General features: G+C 66.3%; 16 protein-coding genes. 10 read left to right on the top strand and 6 right to left on the bottom strand.

What is annotated here, in order from left to right:
* Positions 1–2,199: an aldehyde oxidoreductase molybdenum-binding subunit PaoC gene (paoC, locus tag GNX71_RS24235; RefSeq protein ID WP_206174778.1), complete on the top strand. Its 2,199-nt coding sequence runs from the start codon at positions 1–3 to the stop codon at positions 2,197–2,199.
* A gap of 71 nt (positions 2,200–2,270) precedes the next feature.
* Positions 2,271–2,669 (top strand): nuclear transport factor 2 family protein, encoded by a 399-nt coding sequence (locus GNX71_RS24230; protein ID WP_206174777.1) that lies wholly within the window; start codon positions 2,271–2,273, stop codon positions 2,667–2,669.
* Positions 2,670–2,678: 9 nt separating this feature from the next.
* On the opposite strand, the gene GNX71_RS24225 is transcribed toward GNX71_RS24230, so the two are convergent.
* The 3 genes from GNX71_RS24225 to GNX71_RS24215 all read right to left on the bottom strand — a co-directional run bounded on the left by GNX71_RS24225 (position 2,679) and on the right by GNX71_RS24215 (position 5,124).
* Entirely contained in the window at positions 2,679–3,152 is a 474-nt protein-coding gene (locus GNX71_RS24225) for a GNAT family N-acetyltransferase (protein ID WP_206174776.1), read from the bottom strand.
* Between the two features lie 41 nt (positions 3,153–3,193).
* Positions 3,194–4,606: an FAD-dependent oxidoreductase gene (locus GNX71_RS24220; protein ID WP_206179647.1), complete on the bottom strand. Its 1,413-nt coding sequence runs from the start codon at positions 4,604–4,606 to the stop codon at positions 3,194–3,196.
* A 113-nt stretch (positions 4,607–4,719) separates the two neighbouring features.
* Positions 4,720–5,124 (bottom strand): nuclear transport factor 2 family protein, encoded by a 405-nt coding sequence (locus GNX71_RS24215; RefSeq protein ID WP_206174775.1) that lies wholly within the window; start codon positions 5,122–5,124, stop codon positions 4,720–4,722.
* A 145-nt stretch (positions 5,125–5,269) separates the two neighbouring features.
* On the opposite strand from GNX71_RS24215, the gene GNX71_RS24210 reads away from it, so the two are divergent.
* The 4 genes from GNX71_RS24210 to GNX71_RS24195 all read left to right on the top strand — a co-directional run bounded on the left by GNX71_RS24210 (position 5,270) and on the right by GNX71_RS24195 (position 10,344).
* Positions 5,270–6,808, top strand: coding sequence for a PLP-dependent aminotransferase family protein (locus GNX71_RS24210; RefSeq protein ID WP_206174774.1), 1,539 nt, complete (start codon positions 5,270–5,272; stop codon positions 6,806–6,808).
* Positions 6,809–7,648: 840 nt separating this feature from the next.
* Positions 7,649–8,656, top strand: coding sequence for a taurine ABC transporter substrate-binding protein (gene tauA / locus GNX71_RS24205; protein WP_206174773.1), 1,008 nt, complete (start codon positions 7,649–7,651; stop codon positions 8,654–8,656).
* A gap of 16 nt (positions 8,657–8,672) precedes the next feature.
* Complete coding sequence (locus GNX71_RS24200) at positions 8,673–9,461, top strand: ATP-binding cassette domain-containing protein (protein ID WP_206174772.1); 789 nt, start codon at positions 8,673–8,675, stop codon at positions 9,459–9,461.
* Positions 9,454–10,344: an ABC transporter permease subunit gene (locus GNX71_RS24195; RefSeq protein WP_206174771.1), complete on the top strand. Its 891-nt coding sequence runs from the start codon at positions 9,454–9,456 to the stop codon at positions 10,342–10,344. The genes GNX71_RS24200 and GNX71_RS24195 overlap by 8 nt, the downstream gene beginning before the upstream one ends.
* On the opposite strand, the gene GNX71_RS24190 is transcribed toward GNX71_RS24195, so the two are convergent.
* Positions 10,262–11,281 (bottom strand): LysR family transcriptional regulator, encoded by a 1,020-nt coding sequence (locus GNX71_RS24190; RefSeq protein WP_206174770.1) that lies wholly within the window; start codon positions 11,279–11,281, stop codon positions 10,262–10,264. The genes GNX71_RS24195 and GNX71_RS24190 overlap by 83 nt on opposite strands.
* A 1,045-nt stretch (positions 11,282–12,326) precedes the next feature.
* Here GNX71_RS24190 and GNX71_RS24185 point away from each other — a divergent pair.
* The 4 genes from GNX71_RS24185 (at position 12,327) to GNX71_RS24170 (ending at position 15,347) form a co-directional block, all read left to right on the top strand.
* A complete protein-coding gene (locus GNX71_RS24185; protein WP_206174769.1) occupies positions 12,327–13,370 on the top strand; it encodes a cyclopropane-fatty-acyl-phospholipid synthase family protein in 1,044 nt (347 codons plus the stop codon).
* A 53-nt stretch (positions 13,371–13,423) separates the two neighbouring features.
* Entirely contained in the window at positions 13,424–14,176 is a 753-nt protein-coding gene (locus GNX71_RS24180; protein WP_241027038.1) for a DUF1295 domain-containing protein, read from the top strand.
* Positions 14,173–14,811, top strand: a complete 639-nt coding sequence (locus tag GNX71_RS24175) for a DUF6134 family protein (RefSeq protein WP_206174767.1) — start codon at positions 14,173–14,175, stop codon at positions 14,809–14,811. The genes GNX71_RS24180 and GNX71_RS24175 overlap by 4 nt, the downstream gene beginning before the upstream one ends.
* Positions 14,812–14,903: 92 nt before the next feature.
* A complete protein-coding gene (locus GNX71_RS24170; RefSeq protein WP_206174766.1) occupies positions 14,904–15,347 on the top strand; it encodes a cupin domain-containing protein in 444 nt (147 codons plus the stop codon).
* 6 nt (positions 15,348–15,353) lie between these two features.
* Here GNX71_RS24170 and GNX71_RS24165 read toward each other — a convergent pair whose 3' ends face one another.
* Both GNX71_RS24165 and GNX71_RS24160 read right to left on the bottom strand, forming a co-directional pair.
* Positions 15,354–16,676, bottom strand: coding sequence for an MFS transporter (locus tag GNX71_RS24165; protein WP_206174765.1), 1,323 nt, complete (start codon positions 16,674–16,676; stop codon positions 15,354–15,356).
* Positions 16,677–16,729: 53 nt separating this feature from the next.
* A complete protein-coding gene (locus GNX71_RS24160) occupies positions 16,730–18,352 on the bottom strand; it encodes a choline dehydrogenase (protein WP_206174764.1) in 1,623 nt (540 codons plus the stop codon).
* Positions 18,353–18,429 lie beyond the last annotated feature (77 nt).

Here is an 18,429-nt window from a genome sequence, read left to right as displayed (position 1 = left end):
ATGAAATTCGACACACCCGCCACCACCAACCCGATCGACCAGCTCAAGGTGATCGGCCAGCCGCTGGACCGCATCGACGGCGCGCTCAAGACCACGGGCACCGCGCCCTATGCCTACGAGCGCCACGACGTCGCGCCCGATGCGGCCTACGGCTACATCGTCGGCGCGGCCATCGCCAAGGGGCGCATCGTCGCCATAGACCAGGGCCGTGCCAAGGCCGCGCCCGGCGTGATTGCCATCGTCACAGCCGAGAACGCGGGCAAGCTCGGCAAGGGCAACTTCAACACCGCGCGGCTCCTGGCCGGCCCGATGGTCGAGCACTACCACCAGGCCGTTGCGCTCGTGGTGGCCGAGACCTTCGAGCAGGCGCGCGCCGCCGCGCAGTTGCTGCGCGTGGAGTACGCCCGCGCCGAAGGCGACTTCGACCTCGCCGGCGCGAAGGCATCGACCGACAAGCGCACCACCGACAGCAACAAGACCGTCGGCGATTTCGCGGGCGCCTTCGGCAAGGCCGAGGTGAAGCTGGACGAGACCTACACCACGCCCGACCACTCGCACGCGATGATGGAGCCGATGGCCAGCACCGCCGCATGGCGCGGTGACAAGGTGGTGGTGTGGACCTCCAACCAGATGATCGACTGGACCCGCACCGACCTTGCGGCCACGTTGGGCATTCCGAAGGACAACGTGCGCCTGGTCTCGCCGTTCATCGGCGGCGGCTTCGGCGCCAAGCTCTTCCTGCGCGCCGACACGCTGCTGGCGGCGGTCGGCGCCCGCATCGCGCGGCGTCCGGTGAAGGTGGCGCTGCAGCGGCCGCTGGTGGCCAACAACACCACGCACCGGCCCGCGACCATCCAGCGCATCCGCATCGGCGCCACGCGGCAGGGGAAGATCACCGCCATTGGGCACGAGAGCTGGTCGGGCAACCTCGTCGGCGGCAAGCCCGAGAACGCGGTGCAGCAGACGCAGTTGCTCTATGCGGGCGAGAACCGCCTGACGGGCACCCGCCTCGCATCGCTCGACCTGCCCGAAGGCAACGCGATGCGCGCGCCGGGCGAAGCGCCGGGCCTCATGGCGCTGGAGATCGCCATCGACGAACTGGCCGAGAAGCTCGGCATGGACCCGGTGGAATTGCGCGTGCTCAACGATACGCAGGTGGACCCCGCGAACCCGAGCCGCCGCTTCTCGCAGCGCCGCCTCATCGAGTGCCTGCGCACCGGCGCGCAGCGCTTCGAATGGGCGCAGCGCAACGCGAAACCCGCGCAGCGGCGCGAGGGCCGCTGGTGGATCGGCACCGGCCTGGCCGCTGCCTTTCGCAACAACCAGGTCATGAAATCGGGCGCCCGCGTGCGGCTCGACGGGCGCGGCGTCGTCACGGTGGAAACCGACATGACGGACATCGGCACGGGCAGCTACACCATCATTGCGCAGACCGCGGCCGAGATGCTGGGCGTGCCGATCGAGAAGGTGGTGGTGCGGCTCGGTGACTCGTCGTTCCCGGTGTCCGCGGGCTCGGGCGGGCAGTGGGGCGCGAACAGCGCGACCGCGGGCGTGTACGCGGCCTGCGTGAAGCTGCGCGAGGCCGTGGCGCAACGCGCGGGGCTCGATGCGGCCACGGCGAGCTTTGCGGACGGCATGGTTCGCGCCGGTGGGCGCAACGTGTCGCTTGCCTCGGTGGCAGGCGAGGGCGGCCTCGTGGTCGAGGACACGATGGAATTCGGCGACCTCACCAAGCAATACCAGCAGTCCACCTTCGGCGCGCATTTCGTCGAGGTGGCCGTGGACGCCTACACCGCCGAGGTGCGCGTGCGGCGCATGCTCGCCGTGTGCGCGGCAGGGCGCATCCTGAACCCCAAGTCGGCGCGCAGCCAGGTCATCGGCGGCATGACGATGGGCGTGGGCGCGGCGCTGATGGAAGAGCTTGCGGTCGACAAGCGCATCGGCTTCTTCGTCAACCACGACCTGGCCGGCTACGAGGTGCCGGTGCATGCCGACATTCCGCACCAGGAGGTCATCTTCCTGGACGAGACCGACCCGATGTCTTCGCCTATGAAGGCCAAGGGCGTGGGCGAGCTCGGCATCTGCGGTGTCGGCGCAGCGGTCGCGAACGCCATCTACAACGCGACGGGCGTGCGGGTGCGCGACTACCCGGTCACGCTCGACAAGCTGCTGGGGCGGATGCCGTCGCAGGCGATCTGAACCTGCCGCAGAGGGTGGAGGCGGGGGCCTGCGACTAGACTCCCGAGCATCACTGCATGAGGAGACCCTTGATGTCGATCGACACCCTCGCCACCTGGCACCGGCTCGTGAAATCGCATGACGCGAAGGGCCTCGATGCCCTGCTGGACGACAACGCCGTCTTCCTCTCGCCCGTGGTGCACAAGCCGCAGCTGGGCAAGGCCATCACCGCCAAGTACCTGGGCGCGGCCTTCCATGTCTTCTTCAATGAGACCTTCCGCTACGTGCGCGAGCTCAAGGGCGAGCGCGATGCGGTGCTCGAATTCGAGGTCGAGATCGACGGCATTTCCGTCAACGGCGTCGACATGATCAAGTGGAACGACGCGGGCAGGATCACCGAGTTCAAGGTGATGCTGCGGCCCCTGAAGGCCGTGAACCTGATCCACGAGAAGATGGGCGCGATGCTGCAGGCCGCATCGTCGCTGTCGTAGCCCGAGGCTTCAGACCAGCGTGCCGTACACGATGAACCCGTCGTGCGTGGCCACCTTGTCGTAAAGCGTGCGCCCAGCCGTGTTGGTCACATGCGTCTGCCAGTAGACGCGGTGGCCGCCCACGCGCTTCACATGCGCGTACACGCCTTCGATCAATTGCCTGCCCACGCCCTGGCCGCGTTCTGATGACAGCGTGAAAAGGTCCGACAGGTAGCAGGTCGGCTCGATGCGCGTCATGCTCCGGTGAAAGAGGTAATGCGTGAGCCCCACCAACTGGCCGTCGCGCTCCGCGACGAGCGCATGCACCGGCTCGTACACATCGAAGAAGCGCTGCCACGTGACCTGCGTGATCTCGTCGGGCAATGCGGTCGGACCTTCGCGCCCATAGAAGGCGTTGTAGCCGTCCCAGAGCGGCTTCCAGCCTGCGTAGTCTTCGGGTACCGGTGGGCGGATGAGGAGAGAGGAAGAAGAATTCGTCGTCATGCACCGGATTGCAACACGACCCGGCCAGTGCCTTCAGTCAACTATTTCTCATCGCGCAGCCAATACCACTTGTAGAGCGCGCGTTGCCCGATGCGCCGGAACGGCGCGAACGCGCGCGACTCCACCAGCCCCATCACATTCGGGAACGGCAGCGGCGAGCGGTAGATCGGCAGCTCGAACACATCCTTGCCCGCGTCCTTGCCCGCCACGCGCTCGGCCAGCCGCTTCCCTGCCCAGGTCGAGAACGACACGCCGTTGCCGCCGTAGCCCACCGCGTACCAGATCTTCTTGGCCGCGTCGGGCTGCGTGATGCGCGGCATCATGTCGTGGCTCATGTCGACCCAGCCCCACCACGAGTAGTCGATACGGATGTCGGTGAGCGGCGGAAACTTGCGCGCGATTGCATCGGTCAGCAGCTTCAGGTGCACCGGGTCTTCGGCGTCCGCGCCGCTCACCGCGCTGCGGCTGCCGATCTGCAGCCGGTTGCCTTTGAGCAGCCGGTAGTAGAAGCGCAGCGTGCGCGTGTCCGTGAGGAAGGTGCGCGACTTGAAGTTGGTCGCCGCCAGCTCTGCATCGCTGAGCGGCCGCGTCACCACCGAATTCGAGAGGATCGGCATGATCCGGTTCTTCAGCATCGGGCTCAGTGCCTGCCCCGTGTAGCCGCCGGTGCACACCGCCACGCGGCGCGCGCGCACCGTGCCGGCGGGCGTGCGCAGGTGGTGCACGCCGTCGATGGTGTGCCAGCCCTGTACCGGGCTCGAGGTGTGCACCGTCACGCCCAGCGCGCGGGCCCGGCGCATCAGGCCGAAGGTGAACTTCAGCGGATGGATGCCCACGCCCTCGGCCTCGAACATCGCGCCCTTGGCCTCGCGCTCGTCGCAGTAGTCGCGCCGCAGCTCCTCGGTGCCCATCATGCGGGTGGCGTAGCCGAAGGTCTCGCGCATCAGGCGGGCCTCGGCTTCGAGGCCGACGAGCTTCTCGGGCCGGTGCGCCAGGTAGAGATGGCCGCCGTCGAAGGCATCGCAGTCGATCTGCGTCGTGAGGTGGCGGAAATTCTCGAAGCCCCTGCGGATCTCGGCATCGAGCTTCTTCGCTGTGTCCAGGCCCCAGCGCTCGATCCACTGCGAGCGCTTGAGCCGCCCGCTCGCGTTCTGGCCCTGTCCGCCGCTGCGGCTGGAGCACCCCCACGCGGCCTGGTTGGCCTCGAGCACCGTGGCCTGGATGCCGTGCTCCTCTGCGAGGTAGAGCGCCGTGGCCATGCCCGTGGCGCCCGAGCCGATGATGGCCACGTCCACGTCGATGTCGTTCAACAAGGGACCGTCGTCTTCGGGCGGCGTGCCGGCGCTCGCCACCCACCAGGTGGGCGCGTAGGCGCGGCCGGCGCCGGGGTCGGCCGCGAGCAGCGGGTCGTATTGCGGGTCGTAGGGGCGGAACGGGTCTTGAGGCGGTTGCATGGGGGCGGCGCCGTCGATGGTCGCGGCGCTGGCGTCACTGGTGAATCGGGTGGTCCCTGCTGCGATGGTCATGAGAGGGCTCCAGGTGAGAAGGGCGCGTCGTTGCCGGCCAGCTACTTCGCCGCGGGCAGGTTCGGCCGGGCCTTGCGGAACACGTTCTTCAGGTGGATCTTTCCGTCCCTGAAGGTGAAGACGTCGATGCCGTCGGTCTCGACGCGGCTGCCGTCGGCGGCGGTGCCGGTGAAGGTCCATTGCGAGGTGCCGAAGTCGCCATGCACGAAGTGCTGGCCGTTGATCCACTGCGCATCGGGCACCGCCTGCCAGGCGCCCGCGAAGGCCTTGCGCACGGCTTCTGTGCCCACATGGCGGGCGCCGCAGGCATCCGGGCCTGCAGCGGTCTGGAAGATGCAGTCCGGCGTCATGAAGCTCATCAGTGCGTCGATGTCGTGGCGGTTCCAGGCGTCGCTGAAGGCGGCGAGGGTGTCGGTGGTCACTGAAGAGGAAGACTGGTCGGTCACGCGGGAACTCCGGACGGAAAAATGAATGGCACAAGCCTAGGCAGCGGGGTGCCGGCGCGATAGGTCCAGATGGGGGGATTCGACCGAGCCAGAAGGTCGCCAAAGCGCCACGCCAGCGGATGCCTGCCCTAAACTGCGGCGCACCATGCCCCCGAACCCGCGATCCACCCAGTGGGCGCAGCTTTTCGAGCTGCCCGACCAACCGGCGCTGCCGTTGCAGGCGCGCCTGCGAACCGCGGTGGTGCAGGCGATCCTCGAAGAGCACCTCGCGCCCGGTGCGCCGCTGCCCTCGTCGCGCGAACTGGCGGCGCTGCTCGGGCTGAGCCGCAACACCGTTACCTCGGCGTACCTGCAACTGATCGACGAAGGTTTTCTGGAGGCGCGCCCGCGCAGCGGCGTGTTCGTGGCGCACAACGCGCGCCCGCTCTCCGCCGTGCATGCCGAGCCGCTGGTCGGCCGCAGCGGCCAGGCGAGCCAGCCGCCCGACTGGTCGGGTCGCGTGCTGCGCTCGCTGGTCGACAAGCCCACGCTCTCCAAGCCGGACCGGTGGCGCGACTACCCGTACCCTTTTGTCTACGGCAACTACGACCCGCAGCTCTTTCCGACCGAGGACTTCCGCGAATGCTGCGCGCGCAGCCTGGCGCGCTCGCAATTGCCGCACTGGACGCCCGACTTTGAAACCGACGATGTGCCCGACCTCATCGAGCAGATCCGCACGCGCTTGCTGCCCAGGCGCGGCGTGTTCGCGCTGAAGGAGGAGATCCTCGTCACCATGGGCGCGCAGCACGCGTACTACCTGCTGGCCGAGGCGTTGTTCGACGAGCAAACGCGCGTGGGGCTGGAAGAGCCCGGCCATCCGCACGCACGCAACAGCTTCTCGCTGCGGCAGCCCAAGTGGGTGGAGGTCGATGTCGATGAAGACGGCCTCGTGGTCGATGCGCTGCCCGCCGCCGACTACCTGTTCGTCACGCCCTCGCACCAGAGCCCGACGACCGCGACGCTGAGCCTGGAGCGGCGGCAGTGGCTGCTGCGCAAGGCCGAGCTGCAGGACTTCGTGATCATCGAGGACGACTACGAGGCGGAGAACCTGTACGAAGGGGCGCCGATGCCTGCGTTGAAGAGTCTCGACAAGACGGGGCGGGTGATCTATGTGGGGTCTGTGTCGAAGAGCCTGTCGCCTGCTTTGCGGCTGGGGTTCATCGTGGCGCCTCGGGCGTTGATCAAGGAATTGCGGTTGATTCGGCATGCGATGGTGCGGCATCCGAGTGCGTTTTTGCAGCACGCTTATGCGTTGTTTCTTTCGTTGGGGCATCACGAGTCGCATGCGCGGCGGGTGAACCATGCGATGCAGGAGCGGCTGGCGATTGCTGCGCAGGCGCTGCGGGATCACTTGCCGGATTTTGAGTTTCGGCTGCCTTCGGGAGGGGCTTCGATTTGGGTGCAGGCGCCTACTTGGGTTGATGCGAACGAGTTGTCTCTCATGGCTCGCAACCATGGTGTGCTGATCGAGGCGGGTGATGTGTTCTTTGCTCGGCCTCCGTATCCTTGTCCGTTCTTTCGGCTGCGGTTGTCTTCTATTGCTGCTTCTCAGATTCCGGCTGGGATTCGGGCTTTGGGGATGGCGGTGGAAGAGTTGGCTTTGGCGCGTGGAGAGAAAAGAGCCGCTGGGCTTCGGTCGCATTGATCTGGTTTTCTTTCCGAGGCCGGGTCTCGCCCCGGCGGGCGAGCTACTTTCTTTTGCTTCGCCAAAAGAAAGTAGCCAAAGAAAAGGCGACCCCACTGTCTGCGACCCTTCGCTTCGCTGCGGGCAACCTGCGGTGCTCGCGTTTCGCGGGGTCTCGCAGAACTCGCCTTCGCTCAAACAGCTGCGATCCCTGATCCGCGAAACGCTGCGCTCCTCGGCGCAGCCAGAGGGGAGGGGGAGACGAACGGGCCATTGCTTCGCTCGGCTTGCAATCGGGCCTTTGCTTCGCTCGGCGGGGACTTGCTCCCTCTCCCTTGGGAGAGGGCTGGGGTGAGGGCACGGTGGCCGAGCGAAGCAAAGGCCCGTAAAGCATTGAGCCGCCGAGCGCAGCGATGGCATGCCGGTTCCCAAATCCCTTCTGTATGCGCCGAGGAGCGGAGCGTTTCGCGGATCAGGGCTCGCCCTTGTCTGAGCGAAGCGAGTTTGGGCGAGACCCCGCGAAACGTGAGCACCGCAGGTTGCCCGAAGCGAAGCGTAGGGACGCAGACAGCAGGGTCGCCTTTCTTTTGCCTACTTTTCTTTGGCGAAGCAAAGAAAAGTAGGTCGGCCGCCGGGCCGAGACCCGGCCTCAGAAGGCAAAAGAAAGCACATCCCTCATCAAACCCCAGGCCGCGGGGAGCGAAGGAAAGGCCCAGACGCCCCGTCTGAGTGCCATATGCACCAGAACAAGGGTATTCACGGACAAGCTGGCTCCATCCCCGCAACCTCGCTGGTACTTCCTGGCCAGAGGCGTTGGGTGCAAAGTCGCTGCGAGATTCATCTATCTACCGGAGAAACCCGATGACCCCGTCCCGCCGTCTCCCCCTCCAACTCGCCATCCTGTCCGCCGCCCTCACCCTGTGCGGCATGTCGAACGCACAGACCAAGGAACTCACCTTCGCCCACCAGGACATGCTCGTCCCGCTGCGCCTGGTCATGGAATCCGGCGAGGTCGAAAAAGCCACCGGCTACAAGATCAACTGGCGCATGTTCTCCGGCGGCGGCGACGTCATCCGCGCGATGGCTTCAGGCGACGTGCAGATGGGCGAAACCGGCTCCAGCCCGCTCACCGCCGCAGCCAGCCAGGGTCAGGACATCAAGCTCTTCTGGATCTCGGCCGACATCGCCAACGCCGAGGCGCTCATCGCCCGCAACGCGTCGGGCATCAACAGCATGAAGGACCTGGCCGGCAAGAAGGTGGCCACGCCGTTCGTCTCGACCGCGCACTACCAGCTCATGGCCGGCATGAAGATGGACGGCGTCGATCCCAAGAGCGTCAACGTGATGAACATGCGCCCGCCGGAAATCGCCGCCGCCTGGGAGCGCGGCGACATCGACGCCACCTTCATCTGGGACCCGGTGCTCTCCAAGATCAAGGGCACGGGGAAAACCATCGCCACCTCCGGCAGCATCGGCAAGCGCGGCGCGCCGACCTTCGAGGGCATCGTCGTCAACGCCAAGTGGGCCGCGGCCAACGAGCCTTTCATGATCGCGTTCGTGAAAGCACTGAACCGCGCGAACGAGGAATACAAGGCCACCGGCAAGAGCTGGACACCCGACTCGCCACAGACGAAAGCGATGGCCAAGTGGACAAAGGCCGACCCGAAGGACGTGAGCGCAGCCATGGCGCTCTACACCTTCCCGACCATGGCCGAGCAGGTCTCGCCCACGTGGCTGGGCGGCGGCGCGGCCAAGGCGATGGCGGGCACGGCGGCCTTCCTCAAGGAACAGGGCCGTGTGCAGGAAGTGAAGCCCGACTACGGCGCGTTCGTGACCACCGTGTACGTCGACAAGGCGATGGGCAAGTAAGCAGGGCGCGCAATCCATGCCCACGCTCGACATCCGCGACCTCACGGTCAACTACGCAGTCAAAGGCGGCACGCTGCAGGCGCTCGCGCCCGTGAACCTCACGATGCACGACGGCGATTTCGTCGTGGCGCTTGGTGCCTCGGGGTGCGGCAAGACAACGCTGCTCAACAGCATCGCCGGCTTCCTGCCGCCGTCGACCGGCGAGATCCTGCTCGACGGCAAACCCGTGGTCGGCCCCGGCGCCGACCGGGGCGTTGTGTTCCAGAAACACGCGCTCATGCCCTGGCTCAACGTGCGCGACAACGTGGCACTGGGCCTGCGCTTGGCCGGCATGGGCAAGGCCGAACGCGACCGCATCGCCGAAGACAAGCTCGCGCTCGTTGGCCTGCAGCAGTACGCCGACCGCGCGGTGTACGAACTCTCGGGCGGCATGCAGCAGCGCGTGGGCATTGCACGCGCACTCGCGAGCGACCCGGCCGTGCTGCTGATGGACGAGCCCATGGGCGCGCTCGATGCGTTCACGCGCGAACAGGTGCAGGAGATCCTGCTGAAGGCCTGGTCCAAGTCGAACAAGATGGTGTTCTTCATCACGCACTCGGTGGAAGAAGCGCTGTTTCTTGCGACGAGGCTCATCGTGATGAGCCCCAGCCCCGGCCGCATCTCGCACGTCTATGACGACGTGCCGTTCTCGCGCCAGTACCTGTCGCACGGCGATTCGCGCAAGGTGAAGTCCGAGCCCGAGTTCATCCGCATGCGCGAGGAGGTCTTGTCGATCATTCACCATCGCGAGGCCGCCCATGCCTGAGGTCACCATCGCATCGCCCAGTGTTGTTGCCGCCATGACGCCGCCTTCGAAACCTGTCGCATCGCCGCCGCCCGCACCCGGCGCCAAGCTCAAGACCAGCGCCTTCAAGGTGCCGGGCGAGGGCTCCAGCGTCGTCATCAGCGTGGTTACCGTGGTGTCGCTGTTCGCGCTGTGGTTCCTCGTCACGAACATGGGTTGGGTCAAGCCGCTCTTCTTGCCGACGCCGCAGGCGGTGTTCCAGCAGTTCTACGAATACCTCACCGGCCAGGCCAACGACAAGCCGTTGTGGCAGCACTTCCTGGCGAGCATGTTCCGCGTGTTCTCGGCTTTCTTCCTGGCGTGCGCCACCGCCATTCCGGTGGGCATCGCGATGGGCATGAGCCGCTTCTGGCGCGGCATCTTCGATCCGCCGCTGGAGTTCTATCGGCCGCTGCCGCCGCTCGCGTACCTGCCGCTCATCATCATCTGGTTCGGCATCGACGAGCTGCCGAAGGTGCTGCTGATCTTCTTGAGTTGCTTCGCGCCGCTGGCGCTGGCCGCGCGCTCGGGCATGCGCAGCGCCTCACAGGAGCAGATCAACGCCGCGTACTCGATGGGTGCGAGCTACATGCAGGTGATTCGCCACGTCATATTGCCTTCGGCGTTGCCCGACATCCTGGTGGGCATGCGCATCGCCATCGGCTTCGGCTGGACCACGCTCGTTGCCGCCGAGATGGTCGCGGCCAACATGGGCCTGGGTCAGATGGTGCTGAACGCGTCGAACTTTTTGCGCACCGACATCGTCATCATGGGCATCATCGTCATTGGCGTGGTGGCTTATCTGTTCGACCTGCTGATGCGGTGGCTCGAGCGACGTCTCGTGCCTTGGAAAGGGCGCATGTGACAGGGGGCGAGACCGGTGATGCCGGTGGCAACGCCGGCATCGTGGGCGGGTCGCCCAGCGGCTCCATCGACTTCTCCAGGAAGTCGAGCATCGCGCGCATCGCCGCGCTGTTGTGGCGGCGCTGCGAATAGGCCGCATACAGCCAGTGGTCGCGCGGCATGTGCTCGCGCAGCACGGGCACCAGCGCACCGCGCTCCAGGTGCGATTGCGCCAGCGGCTCCGGCACATAGGCCACGCCCACCCCGCGCAGCGCCAGCTCGATGAGCGCCATCGCATCGTTGGCCTCCATGCGGCTGTGAACCGCCACCTCGTGCGGCTTGCCGTCGGTCTCGAAGGGCAGGTGCGTGGTCGGCATCGACGCGTAGCTCAGGATGTCGTGGCGGCCCACGTCTTCGGGCACCTGCGGAATGCCGCGCCGCGCCCAATAGGCCGGCGAGGCGCACACCACCATGTCGTACTGCACCAGCCGGCGCACGATCAGGTTCATGTCGTCGATGCGCCCACCCGTCAGGTGGATGTCGATGCCTTCCTCGATCAGGTCGATGTCGCGGTTGGTGAACACCAGGCTCACGTACACGTCGGGATAGAGATTGATGAAAGAGGCCATCACATCCGAGAGCCAGCCCGCGATCATCCCGTTCGGCGCGCTCATGCGCAGGCGGCCCTTGGGGTGCGAGCCGTGTGCCTGCAGGTCGTTGAGCGTGTTCTCGGCCATCGCCACCAGCTCGGTGCTGCGATCGAGCAGCACCTGCCCGGCATCGGTGAGGCTCAGCGAGCGGGTGGAGCGATTGAGCAGCCGCACGCCGCTGCGCGTTTCGAGTTCGGCCACATAGCGGCTGACCGTGGCCTTGGACATGCCGAGCGAATCGGCAGCGCGGGAGAAGCTGCGGCGGAACGCAACTTCGCGGAATGTTTTGATGAGATCGAGGCCGTCCATGGATGGCGCATTGTTCCAGCATCGGGGGAGGGGCCATGGACAGTAGGGGCATCCCCGGTTGACGCGGCCGGATGGCGAGTACTGCATGGCTATACCGCGCCGGCCATGTCAGAAAAAGGCGTGACCGGGATTGGACTCCTGAAGCATCTCTGCGACGAAAGCCGCAGTCACCCCCGCTGCCGCCTGCAATTGGTCTCGGGAGCTGTGGCTTCAGCAAACCGCACCTCTTGGAGGCCATGCATGGCGCACGCTCCCTCGGTTCCCGAATCTTTGAAAACCCCCAGCGCAGGACTGCTCGCGCTGCAGGCCTGCGTTGACATCAACTCTGCGCACTGATGGCGCGGGTGAATGAAGAACCGCCGCGGCGAATCGGCGCGGCTGACATCACGATGCAGTCGTTGCACGTTGTCTTGAACGAAGGTGATGCGCGATGAAGCCGTTCAACGCGCGCTCCAGACAAGTGACTGGATACGCGATCTTGGCGCGAGGCCTAACGCCGAGGATGCGGCAGCGACTGCAATCGATTGAGCGTCTGGGTATAAATTTGATCCCAGGCGGCTTGGATGTTGGCTTCCTGGTTGTCCGCAGCATTCTGTCTGCGGCGACCGGCATCACTCCCATGAGCTTTTCGGCCGTGGCCCTGCAGGCGGGCTGAAGTCGCCTGAGCATTGCGGTCCGCCGTATTCCTGGCCTCTTGTTCGCAAGTGGTGCACATTTGCTCCTCCGGCTGCTGTGTTGCACGGGCAGTCGCGCAAGGGCGACTTCGCGCGTTGTATCGAGGCCGCCCTCGTCCCGCAAGCCCGGGAATGTCCAGTTGACACTTTGGTGGGCATTCCGTATCGAGGGTGCTCTGAAACTGCATCGGCGGCTCGGGTCTGCTGACGTAACGGTTCATCAGTCATTGCGCGCTGGGCGTATTCAGTGACCCCGGAGACGTATCGTCAACAAACGACTGCGTCATCTGCCATCTTTCGGGCGCATCCAAAATCAACCCCGCTGCGTACAGGTGCCACAGCACGTCTCCCGACGTGCTCTGAGGAACCCCATGCCCCAAGACCTCACACTCGCCCTCCGCTGGGTTGAAAAAGGCCTGATCCCCGACCCTTTCATCCGCCGAGGCATCCGCCGCCTCCTGAAAGAGCGCCTGACCGAACTCCACGCCGGCAACCCCCTCGCGACAGCCGACTTGACGCAAGACTTCCTGGCCCAGATGCGCTCCGCCCACTTGGCGCCCCTCCCCGAAAAAGCCAACGAACAACACTACGAAGTCCCCGCCGCCTTCTTCGCCCAGGTCCTCGGCAACCACCGCAAATACAGCAGCTGCTACTGGCCCGAAGGCACTCACACGCTGGAGCAAGCCGAATCCGCCGCCCTCACAGCCACCTGCGAACGCGCCGGCCTCATCGACGGCCAGGACGTCATGGAGCTGGGCTGCGGCTGGGGCTCCCTCACCCTCTGGATGGCCGCGAAGTACCCGAACAGCCGCATCACGGCCTTGTCCAACTCCAACTCCCAACGCGAATACATCGAAGCCCAGGCCGCGCAGCGAGGGCTCGCCAACGTGCGCGTGCTGACCCGCGACATCAACGCCTTCGACACCACCGACCGCTTCGACCGCATCGTCTCCGTCGAAATGTTCGAGCACCTGCGCAACTGGCCCCAGGCCTTCGCCAACGTCGCGCGCTGGCTCAAGCCAGAGGGCCGTTTCTTCATGCACGTCTTCGCCCACCGCGAGGCGCCGTATCCCTTCGAGGTGCGCGACGCGAGCGACTGGATGAGCAAGTACTTCTTCTCCGGCGGCATGATGCCCAGCGACGATCTCGCGCTGCACTGCCAGGACGACCTGCGCCTCTTGCGCCGCTGGCGCTGGGAGGGCAGCCACTACCAGCGCACGGCCGAGGCGTGGTTGCGCAACATGGACGCGCGCCGCGACCAGCTGCGCCCGCTGTTCCAGGCCACCTACGGCGCCGAGGCCAACGTGTGGTGGACGCGCTGGCGGCTGTTCTTCATGTCGGTGGCAGAGCTGTTCGGTTTCGACCGCGGGCAGCGTTGGTGGGTGAGCCACTACTTGTTCGAGCGTCGCGCATGACAGGGGGAGCGGTCGGAATCGCATTCGCGGGACTGGCATGGACTGCCTTGGTCGTGCTGCTGACCTGGCTCGCCAGCCTCGCGCGCCGTGACGTGAGCCTCGTCGACCGCGTCTGGTCCGTCTGCATCGTCGGCGCGGGCCTCGTCTACTTCGCGCTGCTGCCGGGCCACACGCCGCGCGGCCTGTGCATGGCGGTGCTGGGCACGGCGTGGGCGGTGCGGCTTTGCCTCTACATCACCTGGCGCAACTGGGGGCATGGCGAAGACCGCCGCTACCAGGCGATCCGCGCACGCAACCAGCCGGGCTTCGCGTTCAAGAGCCTGTACCTCGTGTTCGCGCTGCAGGCGGTGCTCGCGTGGATCGTCTCCGCGCCGTTCCTGCCGGGCATGGCGGCGGTGCAGCCGATCGGGTGGATCGACATCGTCGGCATCGTGCTCGCGCTCTTCGGCCTTTTCTTCGAGGCCATCGGCGATGCGCAAATGGCGCGGTTCAAGGCCGACCCCGCGAACGAAGGCAAGGTGATGGACCGCGGCCTCTGGCGCTACACGCGCCACCCCAACTACTTCGGCGAGGCCTGCGTCTGGTGGGGGCTGTGGCTCATCGCCATGGCGGGCGCGGGCTGGAGCGGCGCATGGACGATCGTTTCGCCGCTGCTCATGACCTGGCTGCTGCTCAAGGTCTCGGGTGTGCGCATGCTCGAAGAAGACATCGGCGAGCGCCGCCCCGCGTACCGCGACTACATCGCGCGCACCAACGCCTTCGTGCCCGGCCCGGTGCGCAACAACAACAACCGCAAGCCCTCATGAAAAACCCGCTCTTCGTGCTGATCGCGTTGTGGTGCGGCGCTGCTTGGGCCACCGGCCCCACCAGCGGCGAATGGAGTTTCCGCGTGCTGCTCGACGATTCGCCCATCGGCGAGCATCGCTTCACACTTGCGGCCAGCGGTGAAGAGCGCAGGCTGACGAGCGAGGCCCAGTTCGCGGTCAAGCTGCTGGGCGTCACGGTCTATCGCTACCGCCATTCGGCGACCGAGCAATGGCGCGGCGACTGCCTGCGCCAGCTCGCATCGAAGACCGATGACGACGGCACGCCCGAGAAAGTGGATGCCAACGCAACCGGTGACAACGCACTGACGGTCGCCACGGCCAAGGGCTCGCAATCGCTCGATGGCTGCGTGATGAGCTTCGCCTACTGGAACCCCGCCATCCGCAAGCAAGAGCGACTGCTCAACGCGCAGACCGGCAAGCTCGAAGCGGTGCAGGTGAGCCGCGCGGGCAACGGCACGGTGGAGGTGCGCGGCCAGCCCGTCGCGGCCACGCGCTGGCGCATCGCGACGCCGGCGCAGCCGATCGACATCTGGTACTCGGCAGAGGGCGAGTGGATCGGCCTGGACTCCACCGTGAGCGGGAATCGCAAGCTCAGCTACCGCTTGAAGCCGTAGCGCCGCTTCGTCGCCTGGGGTCATGGAGGGGATTTATCTTTTCCCCGGAACGCCATAGAGTCCCGGCCTGGGCATCAACGAAGGAGACGCGCATGAGCAGCGAAGTGATCAAGGCGGGTCAGCTGGAGATTCGCTACCTGGTCGATGGCACCGCGACCGGTGGCCTCGGGGTCTTCGAGCTCACCCTGCCGCCAGGCGCCAACGTGCCGCCGCCGCACAGCCACCGGGACAACGAAGAGTTCTTCTACGTCGTGGAGGGCTCGGTCACCTATTCGGTCGATGCGCAAACGCGCGAGCTCCAGCCCGGCGAATGGATGTCGACGCCGCGCGGCTCGGTGCATGGCTTTCGCAACGGCGGATCGCAAACTGCACGCGCCCTCGTCGTGCTGACGCCGGACATCGGAGCTGCGTACTTCCGGGAGGTCGCAGCCGTGGTCAATGCGGGCGGGCCGCCCGACCGGGCGGCGCTGGTCGCGGTGATGTCGCGCTACGGGCTCACGCCGGCAGCGCCGCCGCAGCCCGCGGCAGCCGCCTGAGCCGGATCAGCGCGAGGCGACCGCCCCGGGCGCATCGACCGCATCCGCCGGGGAAGGGCTGCGCCCGATGAGCCACGCACACAGCGCCGACACCACCCCCGCGAACAGCACATACATGCAGATCTGCCACGGCTCGCCGCCACCCGATTTCAGCAGCGCAGTCGCAATGATCGGCGTGATGCCCGAGGCAAAGATGCCAGAGAACTGGTAGACGAAACTGATGCCGGTGTAGCGCACCTTCGCATCGAACAGGTCACAGAACAGCGCAGCTTCGGGCCCGTACACCGAGGCATACAGGATGCCGAAGGGCACGATGATCGCGAGCCACACCAGCAGCACGTTGCCCCCGCTGTGCGTCATGAGCCAGAAGCCGGGGAAGGCCGACACCGCGGTGATGAGCGACCCCCACATGTAGACCTTGCCTCGCCCCATCTTGTCGGAGAGCCGGCCGAAGAAGGGGATGAAGAAGATCATCACGATCGCCGCGGCCATCACGCCCAGCAGCGCATCGGTGCGGCTGATCTTGATCGTGCTCGTGAGGTAGTTGATCGAGAACACGCCGAAGATGTTGAAGAACACGCCGTCGATGTAGCGCGCGCCCATGCCCTTCAGCACATTGCCGGGGTAGCGGCGGATCATGTCCATGAACGGAATGCGCAGCTCCGCGTTGCGCGCCTTCACGGCCGCGAACTCGGGCGTTTCCTGCACGTGCAGGCGGATGTACATGCCCACCAGCACCATCACGCCCGAGATGAGGAACGCGATGCGCCAGCCCCACGCCATGAACTGCTCGTCGGTGAGCAGCGACGACAGCAGCGCCACCACGCCCGAGGCCAGGCACAGGCCGATGGCCAGCCCGATCTGCGGCAGCGATGCATAGAAGCCGCGCTTGTCCTTCGGCGCGTATTCATACGCCATGAGCACCGCGCCGCCCCATTCGCCGCCGAGGCCAATGCCCTGCGCCACGCGAAGCAGCAACAGCAGCACGGGCGCCGCAATGCCGATCTGCGCATAGGTGGGCACCAGGCCGATGAGGAAGGTGGCCACGCCCATGATCATCAGCGTGATGATGAGCATGCTCTTGCGGCCGATCTTGTCGCCGAAGTGGCCGAAGATCACGCCGCCCAGCGGACGCGTGACGAAGCCCACCGCGAAGGTCGTGTAGGCCAGCAGCACCGACACCACCGGGTCGCTGCCCGGAAAGTACAGCTTGCTGAACACGATGCCGGCCACCACGCCGTACAAAAAGAAGTCATACCACTCGATGGTGGCGCCCACCAGGGCGGAGATGACCACCCTGCGAATCGCTTTCTCGTCGGTTGCGCTCATGTGTTTGTCTCCAATGCGTTGTTGTCGGGGCGGCCTCTTCGGGCCTTCGGGTGCTACTGCCTGGCGTCCTCTCTGATCAGGTCGACGGCCTTCTCGGCCATCATCACGGCGGGTGCGTTGGTGTTGCCCGACACCAGCGTCGGCATCGCCGAGCAATCGATGACCCGCAGGCCCGCGATGCCGTGCACGCGAAGGCGCGCATCGACGACGGCGAGCGGATCGCTGCCCATGCGGCAGGTGCCGGTGGGGTGGAAGATGGTGGCGCCGTTGTTGCGGCAGAACTCGAGCAGGTCTTCGTCGCTCGCAGCCGCGGGGCCGGGCTTCACTTCGCGCTTCACGTAGGGGCGCATCGCGGGCGCATCGGCAATGGCGCGCGCGGCCTTCACGCCGGCCACGGTGGTCGCGCGGTCGAGCGCGGTGGCGAGGTAGTTGGGCTGCATCTCGGGCGGCTCGGCCGCATCGAGCGAGCGGATGCGGATGTGCCCGCGCGACTCGGGCCGCAGCTGGCACACCGACATCGTGAAGCCCGAATACGGATGCACCTTGCCGCCGGCCATGTCGGCCGAGAGCGTGGCCACGTGGAACTGGATGTCGGGCGTGGCGGCCACGGGGTTGCCGCGTTCATCCTTCAGCGCACGCATGAAGCAGCCGCCCTGGTTGATGCCGACCGCGAGCGGGCCGGTGCGGTGCAGCAGCCACTCCATGCCCATGCCGATCTGGCCGGCCCACGAGTTGAGTTGGTCGTTGGTGGTGATGGGCTTCGTGCACTCGTAGCCAAGGCGGATCTGCAGATGGTCCTGCAGGTTCTCGCCGACGCCGGCCAGTTCGTGCACCACGGGAATGCCGAAGCGATCGAGCAGCGCGCGCGGCCCGATGCCCGAGAGCTGCAGCAACTGCGGCGACTGGATCGAGCCGGCCGAGAGCAGCACCTCGGCGCGGCAGCGCGCGGTCTTGAGCTCGCCGCCTTGCCGGTAGGTGATGCCAACGGCGCGCCGGCCTTCGAACACGAGCTTGCCCGCGAGCGCGTCCGTCTCGATGCGCAGGTTGGAGCGGTGCTTCGCAGGCGTGAGGTAGGCCTTGGCCGTGCTGCAGCGCCAGCCCCTGTGCGTGGTCAGCTGGTAGTAGCCCGCGCCTTCCTGGCCAGCGCCGTTGAAGTCTTCGGTGCGCGGCACGCCGGTCTGCTGCGCACCGTCGATGAAGGCTTCGATGAGTTCGTGCTTCGCTGCGATGTCCGAGACCTTCAGCGGTCCGTCGCCGCCGTGGAAGGCGTCGGCGCCGCGCTGGTTCCCCTCGGACTTGATGAAGTAGGGCAGCACGTCGTCGTAGCCCCAGCCCGTGTTGCCGAGCGCGGCCCAGTGGTCGTAGTCCTCGCGCTGGCCGCGGATGTAGATGAGGCCGTTGATCGCGCTCGATCCACCCAGCGTCTTGCCGCGGGGCCAGTAGATGCGGCGGCCGTTCATGTTCGGGTCGGGGTCGGTCTCGAAGCGCCAGTTGTAGGTGGGGCTCCACATGGTCTTGCCGTAGCCGATGGGCAGATGAATCCAGAGCGACCGATCGGGCGGCCCGGCTTCGAGCAACAGCACGCGCGTGGCGGGGTCTTCGCTCAACCGGCCCGCCAGCACGCAGCCGGCCGATCCGGCGCCGACGACGATGTAGTCGAACTCTTCATCACGCATGCTGGGCATCCGGGGAGTGGAACAATCGCTTCCGATCCGCCGCATCCTAGGTTATTGTTTTTCGGAACGCAATGTTC

It is taken from the genome of Variovorax sp. RKNM96 (assembly GCF_017161115.1).
Taxonomy (GTDB): domain Bacteria; phylum Pseudomonadota; class Gammaproteobacteria; order Burkholderiales; family Burkholderiaceae_C; genus Variovorax.
This window is presented reverse-complemented; position numbering and strand designations above follow the sequence as displayed.

What these genes read in the sequence shown, in the direction of transcription:
- paoC (WP_206174778.1), top strand. Translation starts at nt 1, where the DNA reads ATGAAATTCGACACACCCGCCACCACCAACCCGATCGACCAGCTCAAG.
- GNX71_RS24230 (WP_206174777.1), top strand. Translation starts at nt 2,271, where the DNA reads ATGTCGATCGACACCCTCGCCACCTGGCACCGGCTCGTGAAATCGCAT.
- GNX71_RS24225 (WP_206174776.1), bottom strand. Translation starts at nt 3,152, where the DNA reads ATGACGACGAATTCTTCTTCCTCTCTCCTCATCCGCCCACCGGTACCC.
- GNX71_RS24220 (WP_206179647.1), bottom strand. Translation starts at nt 4,606, where the DNA reads ATGCAACCGCCTCAAGACCCGTTCCGCCCCTACGACCCGCAATACGAC.
- GNX71_RS24210 (WP_206174774.1), top strand. Translation starts at nt 5,270, where the DNA reads ATGCCCCCGAACCCGCGATCCACCCAGTGGGCGCAGCTTTTCGAGCTG.
- tauA (WP_206174773.1), top strand. Translation starts at nt 7,649, where the DNA reads ATGACCCCGTCCCGCCGTCTCCCCCTCCAACTCGCCATCCTGTCCGCC.
- GNX71_RS24200 (WP_206174772.1), top strand. Translation starts at nt 8,673, where the DNA reads ATGCCCACGCTCGACATCCGCGACCTCACGGTCAACTACGCAGTCAAA.
- GNX71_RS24195 (WP_206174771.1), top strand. Translation starts at nt 9,454, where the DNA reads ATGCCTGAGGTCACCATCGCATCGCCCAGTGTTGTTGCCGCCATGACG.
- GNX71_RS24190 (WP_206174770.1), bottom strand. Translation starts at nt 11,281, where the DNA reads ATGGACGGCCTCGATCTCATCAAAACATTCCGCGAAGTTGCGTTCCGC.
- GNX71_RS24185 (WP_206174769.1), top strand. Translation starts at nt 12,327, where the DNA reads ATGCCCCAAGACCTCACACTCGCCCTCCGCTGGGTTGAAAAAGGCCTG.
- GNX71_RS24175 (WP_206174767.1), top strand. Translation starts at nt 14,173, where the DNA reads ATGAAAAACCCGCTCTTCGTGCTGATCGCGTTGTGGTGCGGCGCTGCT.
- GNX71_RS24170 (WP_206174766.1), top strand. Translation starts at nt 14,904, where the DNA reads ATGAGCAGCGAAGTGATCAAGGCGGGTCAGCTGGAGATTCGCTACCTG.
- GNX71_RS24165 (WP_206174765.1), bottom strand. Translation starts at nt 16,676, where the DNA reads ATGAGCGCAACCGACGAGAAAGCGATTCGCAGGGTGGTCATCTCCGCC.
- GNX71_RS24160 (WP_206174764.1), bottom strand. Translation starts at nt 18,352, where the DNA reads ATGCGTGATGAAGAGTTCGACTACATCGTCGTCGGCGCCGGATCGGCC.